This is a genomic window from Corallococcus sp. RDP092CA, from assembly GCF_041903675.1.
Classification (GTDB): domain Bacteria; phylum Myxococcota; class Myxococcia; order Myxococcales; family Myxococcaceae; genus Corallococcus.
In genome coordinates, this window is record NZ_JAYESI010000018.1 from 38130 (window position 1) to 53582 (window position 15453).

The 15453-nt window shown below is 71.9% G+C and carries 12 protein-coding genes; 7 read left to right on the forward strand and 5 right to left on the reverse strand.

What is annotated here, in order from left to right:
* Window positions 1-117 precede the first annotated feature (117 nt).
* The 4 genes from U8525_RS20040 to U8525_RS20055 all read left to right on the forward strand — a co-directional run bounded on the left by U8525_RS20040 (window position 118) and on the right by U8525_RS20055 (window position 6466).
* The gene (locus U8525_RS20040; protein WP_374267879.1) at window positions 118-1512 is read left to right on the forward strand and encodes a TolC family protein; all 1395 of its coding nucleotides are present in this window, start codon (window positions 118-120) and stop codon (window positions 1510-1512) included.
* 5 nt (window positions 1513-1517) lie between these two features.
* Window positions 1518-2699 carry an efflux RND transporter periplasmic adaptor subunit gene (locus U8525_RS20045; protein WP_374267880.1) on the forward strand — a complete coding sequence of 394 codons (1182 nt, stop codon included), beginning with the start codon at window positions 1518-1520 and terminating at the stop codon, window positions 2697-2699.
* On the forward strand, window positions 2696-5812 hold the full coding sequence (locus tag U8525_RS20050) for an efflux RND transporter permease subunit (protein ID WP_374267881.1): 3117 nt from the start codon (window positions 2696-2698) through the stop codon (window positions 5810-5812). The genes U8525_RS20045 and U8525_RS20050 overlap by 4 nt, the downstream gene beginning before the upstream one ends.
* Window positions 5813-6007: 195 nt before the next feature.
* On the forward strand, window positions 6008-6466 hold the full coding sequence (locus U8525_RS20055; protein ID WP_374267882.1) for a DUF2267 domain-containing protein: 459 nt from the start codon (window positions 6008-6010) through the stop codon (window positions 6464-6466).
* Window positions 6467-6497: 31 nt separating this feature from the next.
* Here the strand turns inward: U8525_RS20055 and U8525_RS20060 are convergent, their stop codons facing one another.
* On the reverse strand, window positions 6498-8045 hold the full coding sequence (locus U8525_RS20060) for a flavin-containing monooxygenase (protein ID WP_374267883.1): 1548 nt from the start codon (window positions 8043-8045) through the stop codon (window positions 6498-6500).
* Between the two features lie 102 nt (window positions 8046-8147).
* Here U8525_RS20060 and U8525_RS20065 point away from each other — a divergent pair, with 102 nt between their 5' ends.
* From U8525_RS20065 to U8525_RS20075, 3 genes are all read left to right on the forward strand, one after another.
* On the forward strand, window positions 8148-8744 hold the full coding sequence (locus tag U8525_RS20065; RefSeq protein WP_374267884.1) for a TetR/AcrR family transcriptional regulator: 597 nt from the start codon (window positions 8148-8150) through the stop codon (window positions 8742-8744).
* 199 nt (window positions 8745-8943) lie between these two features.
* A complete protein-coding gene (locus U8525_RS20070) occupies window positions 8944-9120 on the forward strand; it encodes a hypothetical protein (RefSeq protein WP_374267885.1) in 177 nt (58 codons plus the stop codon).
* Window positions 9121-9187: 67 nt separating this feature from the next.
* The gene (locus U8525_RS20075; RefSeq protein ID WP_374267886.1) at window positions 9188-10072 is read left to right on the forward strand and encodes an alpha/beta fold hydrolase; all 885 of its coding nucleotides are present in this window, start codon (window positions 9188-9190) and stop codon (window positions 10070-10072) included.
* A 95-nt stretch (window positions 10073-10167) separates the two neighbouring features.
* Here U8525_RS20075 and U8525_RS20080 read toward each other — a convergent pair whose 3' ends face one another.
* From U8525_RS20080 to nhaA, 4 genes are all read right to left on the reverse strand, one after another.
* Entirely contained in the window at window positions 10168-11649 is a 1482-nt protein-coding gene (locus U8525_RS20080; RefSeq protein WP_374267887.1) for a hypothetical protein, read from the reverse strand.
* Window positions 11649-12107: a hypothetical protein gene (locus U8525_RS20085; RefSeq protein ID WP_374267888.1), complete on the reverse strand. Its 459-nt coding sequence runs from the start codon at window positions 12105-12107 to the stop codon at window positions 11649-11651. Before U8525_RS20085 ends, U8525_RS20080 begins: the two co-directional genes overlap by 1 nt.
* A 171-nt stretch (window positions 12108-12278) precedes the next feature.
* Complete coding sequence (locus U8525_RS20090; protein ID WP_374267889.1) at window positions 12279-13967, reverse strand: ABC1 kinase family protein; 1689 nt, start codon at window positions 13965-13967, stop codon at window positions 12279-12281.
* The gene (nhaA, locus tag U8525_RS20095) at window positions 13964-15319 is read right to left on the reverse strand and encodes a Na+/H+ antiporter NhaA (protein ID WP_374267890.1); all 1356 of its coding nucleotides are present in this window, start codon (window positions 15317-15319) and stop codon (window positions 13964-13966) included. The genes U8525_RS20090 and nhaA overlap by 4 nt, the downstream gene beginning before the upstream one ends.
* Between the last annotated feature and the right edge of the window lie 134 nt (window positions 15320-15453).

Here is a 15453-nt window from a genome sequence, read left to right on the forward strand (position 1 = left end):
TAGTCCGCTCCGCGAGGCATCGTCCAGACACGCTCCGCTCATCCGCCCCGAGATGATGGCTTCCGTGTATTAGGGGCCGCTGACCGTTCAACACTGGCCCGTTCCACCGCCTGCCTTATGCCCACCGTCCGCCGTGTCCTCCTCGCCGCGCCCCTGGGTGCCTGCCTCTGCGCGCTGGCCCCGGACGCGCTCGCCCAGACGCCGCCGGCCGCGTCCCCGTCCGCCGAAGCTCCCGCCAGCGCCTATCCCAAGCCTCCGAAGCCGGACGCCAACGCCGCGCCGCTCACGCTGGAGCGCGCCGTGGAGCTCGCCTCCCAGCACAACGAGGCCGTGCTCGCCGCGGGACAGAGCGCCGAGGCCGCCCAGGCCCGCGTCGCCCGCGCCCGCGCCTTCTTCCTGCCCACCCTGACGGCTACCGGCACCTACACTCGCCGCCTGCGTGAGTCCACGCGCGAGGTGGGCGGACAGACCGTCGTGCTCCAGAAGTTCAACGCCCTGGGCGCCGTCTTCTCCGGCCGGGTCGCCCTCTTCGACGCGCGCGGCTTCCCGCTCTACAAGGCCGCGAAGCTGGAGAGCGAGGCGTCCAAGCTGGACGCCGTGGAGACGCGCCGCCAGGTGGCCTTCAGCGCCGCCAACGCCTTCCTCGTCACCCTGGCCAACCAGCAGGTGTACCAGGCCGCCGAGCAGCGCCTGGCCTTCGCGAAGCAGAGCCTGGCGGACGCGCAGGCCCGCGCCAGCGCGGGGCTCGCCAGTACCAACGACGTCACCCGCGCGGAGCTGGAGGTGGCCACCGCCGAGTCCAACCTCGCGGCCGCCCTGGGCACCGCGGAGACGAGCCGCCTGGAGCTGAGCTACCTCCTGGTGGATCCGGTGGCCGGGGAGCTGGCGCCGCCGGAGCCGCTGCTCACGGACGCCGCGCGGCCCACGCCGCCCCTGGAGCTGCTCACGCAGGGCGCCACGGACCGGCGGCCGGACATCCTCTCCGCGCGCCTGCGCGTGCGCTCGCTGCGGGAGAACGCGAAGGAGCCCCTGGCGCGCCTGCTGCCGTCCCTGGGGGCGAGCGCCCAGTACCGGCTCACCAACGAGGCGGGCCTCAACGGCAACGTGGGCGACGGCTTCCTCGCGCTGGATCTCACCTGGACGCTCTTCGATGGCGGCACCCGCTACGCGGAGCGTGACGAGCGCGTGGCCAACGCCAACGTCGCGGAGCTGAACACCCAGGCCGCCGCCCGCCGCGTGCCGGTGGACATCGAGCAGGCGCGGGTGAACCTGGAGACGGCCCGGGCCGCGCTCGCGCAGAGCGAGCAGGCGGCGAAGGCGGCGCGCAAGAACGCCGCGGAAACGGGCATCCTCTACCGCCAGGGGCTGTCCACCGCGCTCACCCTGGCGGACGCGTCGCTCAGCCTCTTCGAGGCGGAGGTGGCGCTGGCGCAGAACCGCTACGGGCTGGGGGTGGCGCTGTTGGGGCTGAGGGCCGCTGTCGGACTGAATCCACTCGGGAAGGAACCGTGAAGGCAATGCAACGCACCGGAGTGCTGGCCCTCTCGCTGGCCATGCTGGCCCTGGCCCCTGGCTGCAAGAAGGAAGCGACCGCGCAGGGCGGCAAGGGCGCGGGACGGGGCCCCACCCAGTTCCCCGTGGAGGTCGCGCCCGTGGAGGCGCGCGACGTGGAATACGCCGTCAGCGCCGTGGGCGCGGTGGAGGCCTTCGAGAGCGTGCAGATCACCGCGCGCGTCCCGGGCGCCCTGGAGCGCGTGGCCTTCGCGGAAGGTCAGGTCGTGAAGAAGGGCGAGGTGCTCGCGGAGATCGAGCCCGCGCGCTACGCCATCGCCGTGCGCGCCGCGGAGGCCGCGCTGCAGAAGGCCCAGGCCGCGCTGGTGGAGGCGAAGGCCGGCGCCGAGCGCCGCGCGCAGGTCAACGCGCAGAGCCCGGGCCTCCTGCCCGCCGAGCAGCTGGAGACGTACCAGGCCCGCTTCGCCACCGCCCAGGCGGACGTGTCGGCCGCGAAGGCGGCCCTGGAGCAGGCGCAGCTCAACCAGCGCGACGCCTACGTGCGCGCCCCCATGGACGGCGTCCTCCAGACGCGCACCGTGCAGACGGGCCAGTACGTGCAGCCGGGCGTGGTGCTGGCCACGCTGCTGCGCCGCGACCCGCTGCTGCTGCGCTTCAACGTGCCCGCGGCGGACGTGGCCCGCATCCAGCCGGGCATGCCCGCGCGCTTCACGGTGCGCTCGGACGGCGGGACGTACGAGGCGAAGATCACCTATGTGTCCGCGAGCGCGGACGCGCAGAGCCGCATGGTGACGGTGACCGCGGAGGTCACGGGCGAGGCCGCGCAGAAGCTGCGCCCGGGCGCCTTCGCCACGGTGAGCGTGCCGGTGGAGTCGCGCGGGGGCAGCCCGGTGATTCCGCAGACGGCCATCCGCCCCAGCGAGCGCGGCTTCCTGGCCTTCGTGGTGACGGACAACAAGGCGCGCGAGCGCATCCTGGAGCTGGGCCTGCGCACGCCGGACGGGCGGGTGGAGGTGAAGGAGGGCCTCAAGCCCGGTGAGGTCCTGGTGGTGCGCGGCGCGGAGGCCCTGCGCGACGGCGTGGCCGTGCGCGTGGAGCAGGAGCGCCCGAAGCCGAAGGTGGTGGGCGAGCAGCCCCCGGCCGAGGCCCGCAGCGGCGCGAGCACGGGCACGGAGGGCCGGCCATGAGCATCACCGACGTCTGTATCAAGAAGCCGGTGTTCGCCTGGATGATCATGGCGGCGACCATCATCTTCGGACTGGTGGCGGCCCAGCGCATCGGCATCAGCCAGTTCCCGGACGTCGACTTCCCCACCATCAACATCTCCGTGACGTGGGAGGGCGCGAACCCGGAGGCGGTGGAGTCGGACGTCGTCGAGTTCATCGAGGAGGCCGTCACGCAGGTGGAGGGCGTCAAGAGCATCACGTCCTCCGCCCGCCAGGGCAGCGCCAACATCACGGTGGAGCTGGACCTGTCGCGCAACGTGGACCTGGCGCTCCAGGACGTGCAGACCAAGGTGAGCCAGGCGCAGCGCCGGCTGCCCCTGGACATCGACCCGCCCGTCGTCTCCAAGTCCAACCCGGAGGACCAGCCCATCATGTGGCTGGGCGTGTCCGGCCCCTTCTCCCAGCAGGTGGTGAGCGACTTCGCCCGCTACCGCGTGAAGGAGCGCCTTCAGACGGTGCCCGGCGTGGGCGAGGTCATCCTCGGCGGCCTCCTGGAGCGCAACGTCCGCATCTGGGTGGACGCGCAGAAGCTGGACGCGCACGCGCTCACCGTGACGGACCTCATCGCCGCGCTCCAGCGCGAGCACGTGGAGCTGCCCGCCGGCCGCATCGAGACCCAGGGGCGCGAGGTCAACGTGCGCTTCATGGGCGAGGCGCTGGACCTGGAGACGCTCCAGAACGTGGTGGTGCGCGAGGAGGGCGGCCGCCCGGTGTACCTGCACGACGTGGCCATCGTGGAGGACGGCTTCGAGGACGAGCGGCGCCTCGCGCGCGTGAACGGCGAGCCCGCGCAGGCCATGGGCATCAAGAAGCAGCGCGGCGCGAACGCGGTGGCCGTGGCCCAGGAGGTGCGGGCGCAGCTGGCGGAGCTCCAGAAGGAGCTGCCGGAGGGCATGAGCGCGAGCATCAACTTCGACTCGACGCAGTTCATCGAGGAGAGCGTGCACGAGATCGAGTTCGAGCTCCTGCTCGCGTGCATCCTCACCGCGTTCGTGTGCTGGGTGTTCCTGGGCTCGCTGTCCAGCACGCTCAACGTGGTGCTCGCCATCCCCATGTCGCTGCTGGGGACGGTGGCGGTCATCTACTTCCTGGGCTTCACGCTCAACACGTTCACGCTGCTGGGGCTGGCGCTCGCCGTGGGCATCGTGGTGGACGACGCCATCATGGTGCTGGAGAACATCTTCCGGCACGCGGAGGAGGGGAAGGACCGGGTGAGCGCCGCGCGCGAGGGCACCGCGGAGATCACCTTCGCGGCCCTGGCGGCGACGCTGGCGGTGGTGGCCATCTTCCTGCCCGTCGTCTTCATGAAGGGCATCATCGGCCGGTTCTTCCTCCAGTTCGGCGTCACGCTGTGCGTGGCGGTGCTCCTGTCCTACGTGGAGGCCATCACCCTGGCGCCCGCGCGCTGCGCGCAGCTGCTCAAGACGTCGCGCGAGCACCGCAGCCGCATTGGCGTGGTGGTGGACAAGGCCTTCTCCAAGCTGGAGGCGCTGTACGCGCGGGCGCTGGGCTGGGGGCTGGTGCGGCCCTGGCGCGTGCTGCTCGTCGCGGTGGCCATGCTGATCCTCAGCGCGTTCGCGTTCAAGGCGCTGCCGGGCGAGTTCGTCCCGTCGCAGGACCAGGGCCGCATGTCCGTGCGCCTCCAGACGGCGGTGGGCAGCAGCCTGGAGGAGACCAACCGCCTCTTCAAGCGCGCGGAGGCGTTCGTCGCCAGCCGTCCGGAGGTGACGCGCGTGTTCGTGGTGGTGGGCGGCGGCGGCAGCGGCTCCGCCGTGAACTCCGGCAACATGAACCTGACGCTGGTGCCGACGGATCAGCGCATGTCGCAGGCGGAGTTCGCGCAGGTGCTGCGCAAGGAGCTGAACAGCTACCCGGGCCTGCGCGCGGTGGTGCAGGACCTGTCGCAGGCGGGCTTCACCGCCCAGCGCGGCTTCCCGGTGGAGTTCAGCGTGCGCGGGTCGGACTGGGACAAGCTGGTGGAGGCGAGCCAGTCCCTGCGCGAGCAGCTCCAGGCGTCCGGCAAGGTGGTGGACCTGGACACGGACTACCAGCTGGGCCAGCCGGAGCTGCGCATCACGCCGGACCGCGCCCGCGCGGCGGACCTGGGCGTGCCCATCCAGGCGGTGGCGTCCACGGTGAACGCCCTGGTGGGCGGCGTGCGCGTGGGCAAGTACAGCAGCGGCGGGCGCCGCATCGACGTGCGCATGCGCCTGCTGGCCAGCCAGCGCTCACGGCCGGAGGACCTGGCGCTCCTGAAGGTCCGGACGGCGAGCAACACGCTGGTGCCGCTGTCGTCGCTGGTGACGCAGGAGGAGCTGCCCGCGCTACAGGCCATCACCCGGCGCGACCGCGAGCGCGCCATCAGCCTCTACGCCAACGTGGCGCCGGGGTCGAACCAGGAGGAGGCGCTGGCCACGGTGGAGGCGCTGGGCAAGGACCTGCCCGGCGGCATCCGCGTGGTGGCGGGCGGCGCCAGCGTGGCGTTCCGCGAGTCCATGAGCAGCCTCATCTTCGCGCTCTTCCTGGGCATCGCCGTCGCGTACATGGTGCTGGGCGCGCAGTTCAACTCGTTCCTGCACCCGGTGACGGTGCTCACGATCCTGCCCCTGTCGGTGGCGGGCGCGTCGTTCGCGCTGCTCGTCACGGGCAACACGCTGAACATCTTCAGCATGATCGGCCTGCTGCTCCTGATGGGCATCGTGAAGAAGAACTCCATCATCCTGGTGGACTACGCGCTCCAGCAGCGCGAGCAGGGCGCGGACGCGATGCAGGCGATGCTGCGCGCGGGCCCCGTGCGCCTGCGTCCCATCCTGATGACGTCCACCGCGACGATGATGTCCGCGGTGCCGGCGGCGCTGGCGCTGGGCGCGGGCAGCGAGACGCGCGCGCCCATGTCCATCGCGGTGCTGGGCGGCCTGTCCGTGTCCACCGTGCTCAGCCTGCTCGTGGTGCCCGCGTTCTACGTGGTCGCGGACCGCATCAAGACGCGGCTGGGCAACCGGCTGCGCAAGGGCAAGGGAGACGACGGCCCGCAGGTCGTCCACGAGGAGCCCCGGCCGGTGCCGCACGGGTAGGGGCCGGGCGCGGTGACGCCCGACACGCCCGGACGCCCGCGCATGAGCGCCCAGGGGCCCTTCCAGCTCGTGCGGGCGACGGCCCGGCCGCCCGCGCGCCTCCTGCCTCTCCCGGACGATGCAGGCGCCCTGGCGCGTGCGCAGCGTCTTTCCGGACACGGGCCCTTTGGGGCCTCGCACCTTCGGAGACGCGCCATGGCCACACCTGTTCCTCCCGACACCCACGCCGTGCCCGTCAAGGAGCGCGACGAGTCACTCGAGCTCCAGCCGTTCCTGGATGAAATCCAGAGCGACGCGGTCATGCACAGCCAGGGCCTGGAGGCCCGGGAGGCCGCGAGCGCGGTGTTCTGCTCGCTCGCCCGGCGCCTGTCGGACGGAGAGGACGTGAAGCTCTTCCGCTCGCTGCGCGGCGGCATTGGCGCCATCCTGGGCGCCTGCTCGGTACACCGGGGGCCGTCGCGCGCGAAGCGCATCGGCCGCGATGAGTTCATCACCGACGTGGCGGATCACCTGGACATCAAGCCGGATCAGGCCTTTCGCGTCGTCACCGCGGTGTTCACCGCCGTGCGCGACCGCATCCCCGAGGACGAGGTCGCCGCCGTGGCGTCACAGCTGCCCGCGGAGCTGGGCGACCTCTTCCGCAGACCGGTCTGACCCCGGTCCCGCCCGGAGGCTCCGCGTGCGCTCAGCGACGCGCCGCCTCCGCGCCGGAGCTGGCGCCCACGGCAGGGGGGAGCGCCTGTGACGACAGGGCATCCCCGCCCCGTCGGAACTCCATGGCGTCGTCGTCCACGCGGCCGTAGCGCATCATCACCAGGTCGCGCACGTAGTTCTGGTACAGGCGCCACGGCGCGCGCGAGCCCTGGCGGGGCAGGGCGTCCAGCGCGCGCTGCACATACCCGGAGCTGAAGTCGAGCACCGGCTCCGGCGTCATGGCAGGGCCGCCGACGCGCGGCGTGCTCTGCGTGTAGCCGTGCTGCCTCATGTGATTGAGCAGGCGGCAGGTGTACTCCGCCACCAGATCGCACTTCAGCGTCCACGACGCGTTGGTGTACCCGAAGGCCGCGACGAGGTTGGGCACGTCGCTGAACATCATCCCCTTGTACGTCAGCGTTCGCGCCAACTGGACGGGCGCGCCGTCCACCACCAGCGACAGGCCGCTCAGGATCTTCACGTTCAGCCCGGTGGCGGTGACGATGACGTCCGCGTCCAGGTGCGCGCCCGAGCGCAGCTTCAGGCCCGTCTCGGTGAAGGACTCGATGTGGTCCGTCACCACGGAGGCGTGGCCCTCGCGGATAGCATGGAAGAGGTCGCCGTCGGGGGCGACGCACAGCCGCTCGTCCCAGGGGTTGTAGCGGGGCGCGAAGTGCGTATCGGCGTCGAAGGTCTTGCCGAGCGCGCGCCGCACCCCCAGGCGCAGCAGCCACTTCATCAGGCCCGGCCGGCTGCGCGCGAGCTTGTAGAAGAACATGCCGCGCAGGACGTTCTTCCAGCGCGCGGCCGCGTAGGCCACGCGCCGGGGGAGGACGTACCGCAACGCCTGGGCGACGCCGTCCTCGGCCGGCTGATCCGCGATGTACGTCGGCGAGCGCTGTAGCATCGTGACGTGCGCGGCGCGCCCGGCCATCGCGGGGACCAGCGTCACCGCCGTCGCGCCGCTGCCGATGACGACCACGCGCTTGCCGCTGTAGTCCAGGTCCTCGGGCCAGTGCTGCGGGTGCACCACGCGGCCCTGGAAGCGCTCCGTGCCGGGCCAGGTGGGCGTGTAGCCGCTCGCGTAGTCGTAGTAGCCGGTGCAGGCGTAGAGGAAGCCGCACGTCATGCGCGTCGGGACGCGCTCCGGGCCCACCTCCACGTCCACCGTCCAGCGCGAGTCCTCCGAGGACCACTCCGCCCGCGTCGCCCGGTGGTGGTAGCGGATGTGCCGGTCGATGCCGTACTCCGCGGCGGTCTCCTCGATGTACGCCTTGATGGACGGCCCCTCCGCGATGGCCTTGCCGCCCAGCCACGGCCGGAAGCGATAGCCCAGCGTGTACATGTCCGAGTCCGAGCGGACGCCCGGATAGCGGAACAGGTCCCACGTGCCGCCCATGGCCCCGCGCCCTTCGAGGATGGCGTAGCTGCGGGTGGGGCAGAGCGTCTGGAGATGGTACGCGGCGCCGATGCCCGACAGGCCCGCGCCGATGATCAACACCTCCACGTGCGACGGCGGCTCGGCGGGAGACGGGGGCATCACGGGACTCCTCGTGGTACAGGAAGGTACCCAGTCCGTACGTCTGTGGGTGAGAGGTAGCAGTGACGTCTGGTACGGTCAAGTACCAGCCCCAGGAGCCGCATGACGTCCCCAGCCGAGCACGCAGGTGAGGCCCCCCGGGACCGGCTCGTCGCGGGCATGGCGCAGGCCATCATCGAGGTGGGCTACGCCCGGCTGACCATCGCGGACATCGTGCGGCACGCGCGGGTGTCGAGGCGCACGTTCTACGAGCACTTCGAGGACAAGGAGGCGTGCCTGCTGGCGCTCTACGCGGCGCAGAGCGCGCGGCTGCTGGAGGAGATCCAGGCGGCCATCCAGCACGCCCCCCCCGGCGAGCTGCGGGCCAGCATCGGCGCGGCGGTCTACCTCTCCAGCCTCCAGAGCCGGCCAGGGCTCGTGCGGACGCTCCTCGTGGAGATCCTGCACGTGGGCTCGAAGGGCTTCGAGCTGCGCCGCCAGGTGATGCGGAGCTTCGCGGAGCTGATGCGGCGGGAGTTCGACGCGGCGGGCACCGGGGCCCCGCTGTCACCGGCGATCGCCATGGCGCTGGTGGGCGGCATCAACGAGCTCATCCTGGAGGCCGTGGAGGAGGAGCGCGTCGACCGGCTCTCGGAGCTGGCCGGTCCGGTCGCCGCGTTCGTCCGGGGGCTCCTGGAGGCTCGGCCTCCGGCGAAGTGAACGACCCTCCGTCCAGGGGCTCCAGGGGGAGGCCTCGCGGCACGGCCCAGGCGTGGCTCCGCTCTTCGTAGACGGAGAGCTGGGCGGGGGCGGGGAAGGCTGGGGGCGAAAGAAGCGCGGCGCGAGGAGGCATCGCATCTCGGCGTCCTCTGACTGATAGGCTGCGTCGCGGCGCTCACGGCCCTGAGCGGAGGACGCAATGCCCTGGTGGAACCCTTCCCGGAGAACCGGCGCGCAGGACGTGCGCGAGCGCTCGCCTCGCAGGTCCGCTTCCACCGCCCAAGCACTGGCGGAGCGCCTGCTCCTCTTCAGCTTCATCGCGGAGGCCGTGCGCCACGGGCTGGTGGATCCGCTCATGGAGCCGCGGCGGGCCTGAGGTCCGAGGCCCCCTTTTTTCCATCTTGCCCAGGATGTTTTCACATCCTAAGCACTCCGCGACGACCATGGCCCGAACAACGCCGTACCCGATTCGCTGCGCCGATGGCTTCGAGCTACAGGCCACGCTGCACACGCCGGAAGGGCCCGTCCGGGGCGTGGTGCTGGTGCACCCCGCCACCGCCATGCCGGAGCGAATGTATTTCGCGTTCGCTTCGCGCCTGACGGACGTCGGCTTCGCGGCGGTCACGTACAACTATCGCGGCGTGCATCCCTCGGGGGACGCGCGGAGGACGCGGGCCGGGTTCACCACGTGGATCGACCAGGACGTGGACGCGGTGACCCACTGGGCGGCGGAGCGCTACGCGGGACTGCCGGTGATGGCGGTGGGCCACAGCTTCGGGGGCCACGCCATCGGGTTGAGCCAGAGCAGCCAGCGCCTCACCGCCGCGGTGATGGTGGCGTCCCAGGCCGGGAGCCTGCGGTTCATCCGGCAGTGGCGGGAGCGGCTGCTGGTGACGATGTTCCTGAAGATCATCGGGCCGGTGTGCGCGCGGGTCCTGGGCTACATGCCCTATGTGCGACTGGGGCTCGGCGAGGACGTGCCCGCGCAGACGATGCTGGAGTGGAGCCGCTGGACGTCCTTGCCCCGCTTCTACTTCGACGATCCGCGCCTGGACGCGGTGACCCGCTTCGCCCGGCTGCGCATGCCGGTGCTGGCCATCGGGCTGGACGACGACCCGTGGGGGCCTCCCGAGGCCATCGACCTCATCAGTCAGCACCTCACGAACTGCACCGTGGAGCGCCGGCAGTTCTCCCCGGCGGACAGCGCCGGCCAGGGCATCGCGCACCTGGGCTTCTTCCGCGAGCACCACGCCGCCACGCTCTGGCCCCAGGTGGTGGACTGGCTGTGTCGCCAGGCGCTGGCGCGCGATCCGGATCAGCGCCCATGAGGCGCCGCGGCCGCCCTGGCGCGCGTCTTCGTCTTCAGGGAGCCCGTTCCACCGGTCCGTGTCAGGCACGGACCGGCGGTGCCTCGTGACGACCGCTAGTAGCGGAAGCCCAACTGGAGCGACAGGCCGGGGTACTGATCCACGGCGCCACCGGCGACGTAGGGGTCGCCCGGCTCCGGGTTGAACTTGAAGAAGTACCGGCGCAGGTCCGCCTTCAGCCGCACATCGACGATGCGGTTGAGCCGGTACGCCAGCGTCGCGCTGCCCGTGACGGCGCCCGCGGACATCCTCGGGAACCACGCGTCCGAGGACAGCTCGCCGGAGTCCAGCGGGTGCTGGTAGCCGAGGCGGAAGTTGAAGTCGAACTTCTCCGACAGCGCCGCCCGCAGGCCCAGCGTCAGGCCCGCCGTCTTGTACTCCACGTTGGGCAGGTCCAACGGCCGCTCGCCGTCCACCGCGTCGATGCGGAACGTGCTCATCCCGTACGCGCCGGTGACCTCGAAGCCGTAGCGCTGCGCCTCGCCGAAGGGCATCACGTAGCGCAGGCCCGCCGTCCACTCGCGCGCCGTCGTGGGGTAGGAGACCGCCCCCGTGGAGCCCGTGGACTTCAGCCCGAAGGACTGATCAATCGAACCCGTGATGCCCAGCCGCGCCAGCGCGCCCTGCTGGAAGGCCGCGAGCGGATAGACCGTCACGTCGCCCGCCACCTGGGGCGCGCCCGGCAGCGCCAGGCCGCCCACGTCCGTGCCCAGCGTGTACGGCCGCAGCACGCCGAACACGTCATCCTTGTAGCGCAGCGACCGGCCGAACAGCTTGAAGCCCAGCGCGCCCTCCACGATGGGCGCCGAGGTGGCCCCGGCTTGCGCGAGGGCCGGCGCCTCCTCCGGCTTCCGCGGCTTCGTCGCCTTGGGCTCGGCGGCCACCGGCTTGCGGACGGGCTCCGCGTCCGGCGCCTTCGCCGGGGCCGGCGTCTCCGCGAGGGGCTTCGCGGGCGTCACCGACGGCTCCGGCTCCACCGGCGCGGCGGGCTGCACCGGGGCCGGGGCCGCCTCCGGCGCGCGGGACTTCAGCAGGCCGCGCTCCAGCGCCGTCCACTGCCGCTTCACCGCCGCGGGCACCGCCTTCGCCGTGGCGGGCTTCGCGGCGGCGGGCGAGGCCAGCGCCTTGCCGTCCTTGCCGTTGCGCACCGTGATGCGCACCTGCGGCTTCTTGCCCACGGTGGACGTGTCCGCCACCACCACCGCGTTCAGGCCCAGCTCGCTCGCCACGGCGGCGGCGCCAGCGGGCTGCCTCGGGTCCACGTCCAGGCGCGATGCGGCGGCGCGCACCGCGGACTCCGGGACGACCTCGTAGCGGGCCGGACGGCGGTTGAGCTCCGCCTCCAGCACGTCGCGCGCGGCGTCCGCGTGCGGCCCGGAGGCGAGCACCGCCACGCGGCGCGTCTCCGCCACCTTCGAGGCCTTGGCCTTCCTCGTCGTGGACGTCGACGCCTTCTTCGGCGCGGCGTACGCGGTGGGAGCGAACAGCAGGGCCGCGCCCAGCAGGGCGGCGGCGGAGGCGTATCGGGTGCGCGTCATCACGGGTTGCTCGGCTTTCCGGCGACGAGCCACTCGGTGAGGCAGGCCGTGTCCGCGGCGCTCAGCGAGCTGCCCAGCGGCATCTGCGCGCCACAGCCCGGGGACGTCGTCAGCTTCTTCAGGAAGAACGACTGGGACGGGTTGGCGCTGTCCGCCAGCGGCGCCGCGTCGCACGTCGCGTTGGTGGTGTAGAGCCGCCCGGGGAGGCCGGACGCCTGGAGGTCCAGGTTCCCGCCCGCGGCCTTGTTCTCCGTGGAGTGACACGTGAAGCACTGCGCCTGGATGATGCTGGACGCGGTGGTGCCCGGCGCGCAGGAGCTGGTGTTGCCTCCGGTGAAGCGCTCGGGGTCATCAAGCCCGCCAGCACAGCCGGCGGTGGTGGCGAGGAGCGCGGCCGCGACCAGCGTGGCGCGCGACGGACGACGGGCGGCGGATGGGTTCGCGAACAAGTCGAGCACGGGGGCAAGAGGGGAGCGACAAGCCCCGCAGGATACCCGGCCCGCGCGGGACTGTGCACCCTTCAACGGATCCGTTCGCGCTCACGTGACACGCGCTCCCTTCTCCGCTTGCCCTCCCCTGGGTGCGAGGGGGTCACACCTACCTCGCCCCGAGCGCCGGCGGGTCCCCGGCTACCTGTTGCGCTTCTTGAGGAAGCGCGTCACCCGGAGCTTCCCGAAGCGGCCGCCGAACAGGTACCAGGTGAGCACCGCGCCGAAGAGGGCCGCGGCGAGCGCGATGCCCACGATGCCCAGCACCGGCACGTTCCCGTACATGGGCGGCCGGGGCGCGAAGGCGATGAAGGCGCCCACGATGAAGCCGCACGCGCACAGGCCCAGGAAGGCGATGACGGCCACGCTGCGCAGGTTCTCGTTGAGCTTGTCGAACTGCTCCGCGCGCACCGTGACGCTGAACTTGCCCGTCTCCAGGTCCATCAGGATCTGCGACAGCTGCGTGGGCAGGTCCTGCGCCATGGACTGGAAGCGCAGCAGCGTGCGCATCAGGCCGCCCTGGAGCTGCGTGGGGTCATACCGGCCCGCCATCAGCTCCTTCGCGTACGGCAGCGCGACCTCCAGGATGTTCAGCTCCGGGTAGAGCCCGCGCAGCATGCCCTCCGTGGAGATGGAGGCGCGCGACAGGAGCGCGTACTCCTTGGGGATGCGGATGCGGTACTTCACCGCCAGGTCCAGCAGGTCGCGCAGGAGCGTGCGCGCGTCCACCTGGCCCAGCGTGGTGGGCAGGTGCTGGCCGAGGATGGACTCGATGTCGTTGCGGAAGCCCATCAGGTTGGCGCGCGAGTCCGGCACGCCCACGCGGTAGAGGATGCGCGCCACGGAGTCGCTGTCCTTCAGCGCCACCGCCAGGCACAGCATCACCAGCGTCTCCTGCATGGGGCGGGTGAGCCGGCCCACCACGCCGAAGTCCAGCAGCGCCAGCCGGTTGCCCTCCATGAGCAGCACGTTGCCGGGGTGCGGGTCGCCGTGGAACAGGCCGTCGTCGAAGAGCTGGCGGAAGCTGGCCTCCAGGATGTGCTGGGCCACCTGCTTGCGGTCCGCCTCCGCCAGGGTCGCGGGGTTGATCTTCTCCCCGCGGATGAACTCCATGGTGAGCACGGTGCGGCTGGAGAGCGCCGCGTGCACGCGCGGAATCTTCAGGTACGGGCGGTCCTTGTGGTTCTCCAGGAACGCGCGGATGTTGGTGGCCTCGTTGATGAAGTCCAGCTCCTCGTGGATGGCGCGGTCGAACTCGTCCACGATGCCGGAGGGCGTGTAGATGCCCGTCTCCTCCACCACGGCCTCCAGCAGGCGCGCCAGCGAGCGCAGCACGCCCAGGTCCGCGTCGATGCGCTGGGCGATGCCGGGGCGCTGCACCTTGATGACGACCTCCTCGCCGTCCAGCGTCACCGCGCGGTGCACCTGCGCGATGGACGCGGCGGCGAGCGGCTCCGGATCCACCTGGGCGAACAGCTCCTGCACGTCCTTGCCCAGGGCCTCGCGGATCTGCGCGTGGATGGCCTCCAGGGGGATGGCCTCCACGTCGTCCTGGAGCGTGGCCAGCTCGTCCACGAACTCGGCGGGCAGGAGGTCCGCGCGGGTGGAGAGCACCTGGCCCAGCTTGATGAACGTGGGGCCCAGCTCCGACAGGAAGAGGCGGAAGCGGCGCGCGGTGGACTCGCGGCGGGCCTCCTCGGAGACCTCCACCTTCTCCTTGCGGCCGCCCAGCAGGCGCCAGACGCCGGCGCGGTCGGTCACCTCGCCGAAGCCGTGGCGGGCGGCGATGAGGGCGATCTGCCGGATGCGGTTGAGGTCCTGGAGATTCATGGCGAGGCCTGTGGGGCAGCCTGCGGCGGACGGGCCACGTAGCGCAAGAGGACGTAGCCCACGACGGCGGACAGCAGCGAGCCCGTCAGGATGCCCAGCTTGGCCTCCGCCAACAGGGCCGGCTGGTGCGCGAAGGCCAGCCCGGCCACGAAGAGGGCCACCGTGAAGCCGATGCCGGCCACCACCGCCACCCCGTGCAGCTGGGCGACGCTGCCGCCCGTGGGCAGCGGGGACACGCCCGCCTTCACCGCCGCCCAGGTGAACAGGAAGATGCCCAGCTGCTTGCCCACGAAGAGGCCCACGATGATGCCCAGCGGCAGGGGCTTGAGCAGGTCGGAGCGCGACATGGCGGACACGTCCACGCCGGAGTTGGCCAGCGCGAACAGCGGCACGATGCCGTAGGCCACGTAGCCGTGCCACAGGTGCACGAAGCGGTTGAGCGGCGGCTCGATGTCCTCCAGCGCCTCCTCGATGTGGAGCAGCTGCGCGCCCCGCGCGCCCTCGTCGTCCGGCTGGGACACGAGCCCCCGGATGTACTCCGCCAGCTCCTCCAGCACCTCGCGCCCCGGGCGGGTGGGCAGCGCGGGGATGGCCAGGCCCAGCACCACGCCGGACAGCGTGGCGTGGATGCCGCCGTGGTGCATGGCGTACCAGAGCGCCGCGCCCACGGCGGCGTAGGCCAGGCCGCTGCGCACGTAGAAGCGGTTGAGCCCCCAGAGCGCCGCCACGAGCCCCGCCGCCACCGCCAGCCACTCCACGTGCACGCCCGTGCCGTAGAACAGCGCGATGACGAGGATGCCGCCGATGTCGTCGAAGATGGCGAGCGCGGTGAGGAATACCACCAGCCCCTGGCTCACGCGCGCCTTCACCAGCGTGAGGCAGCCGATGGCGAAGGCGATGTCCGTGGCCATGGGGATGGCCCAGCCTCCCTCCGCGGGCGTGCCCCGAGTGAAGAAGAAGTAGAGCCCCGCGGGGACCACCATGCCGCCCAGCGCGGCGATGAGCGGCAGCACCGCCCGGGAGAGGGTGCGCAGCTCGCCCGCGGCCAGCTCGCGCTTGATCTCCATCCCCACGAGGAAGAAGAAGAGCGTCATCAGGCCGTCGTTGATGAGCTCGCGGAAGGTGAAGGGGCCGCCGTGGCCCGCCACCTCCAGGCGCAGGGGCGCGTCGAAGACGGCGGCATAGGTGGCGCCCCAGGGGGAGTTGGCCCAGGCGAGCGCGGCCACCGCGCAGAGCGCCAGGAGGATGCCGCTGCTGGCCTCCAGCCGGAAGAACGCCTGCACGGGGGCCAGGGCCACCTTGAACAGGGCGGGGACGAGGGGACGGGTCGTCGTCGGGGGAGAGGTCGCCATGTCGCCGGGCAGCCTGCCGGGGGGCCCGGGGCCTGCAAACCGTTTTCGGTCGCGGGCCCGCCGAAATGTCGGACGAGGGTGGTAGGCATACGCGCCAGGTAGGGGCGCCGGTCCGTTGATCCGGAGGTAAGGCC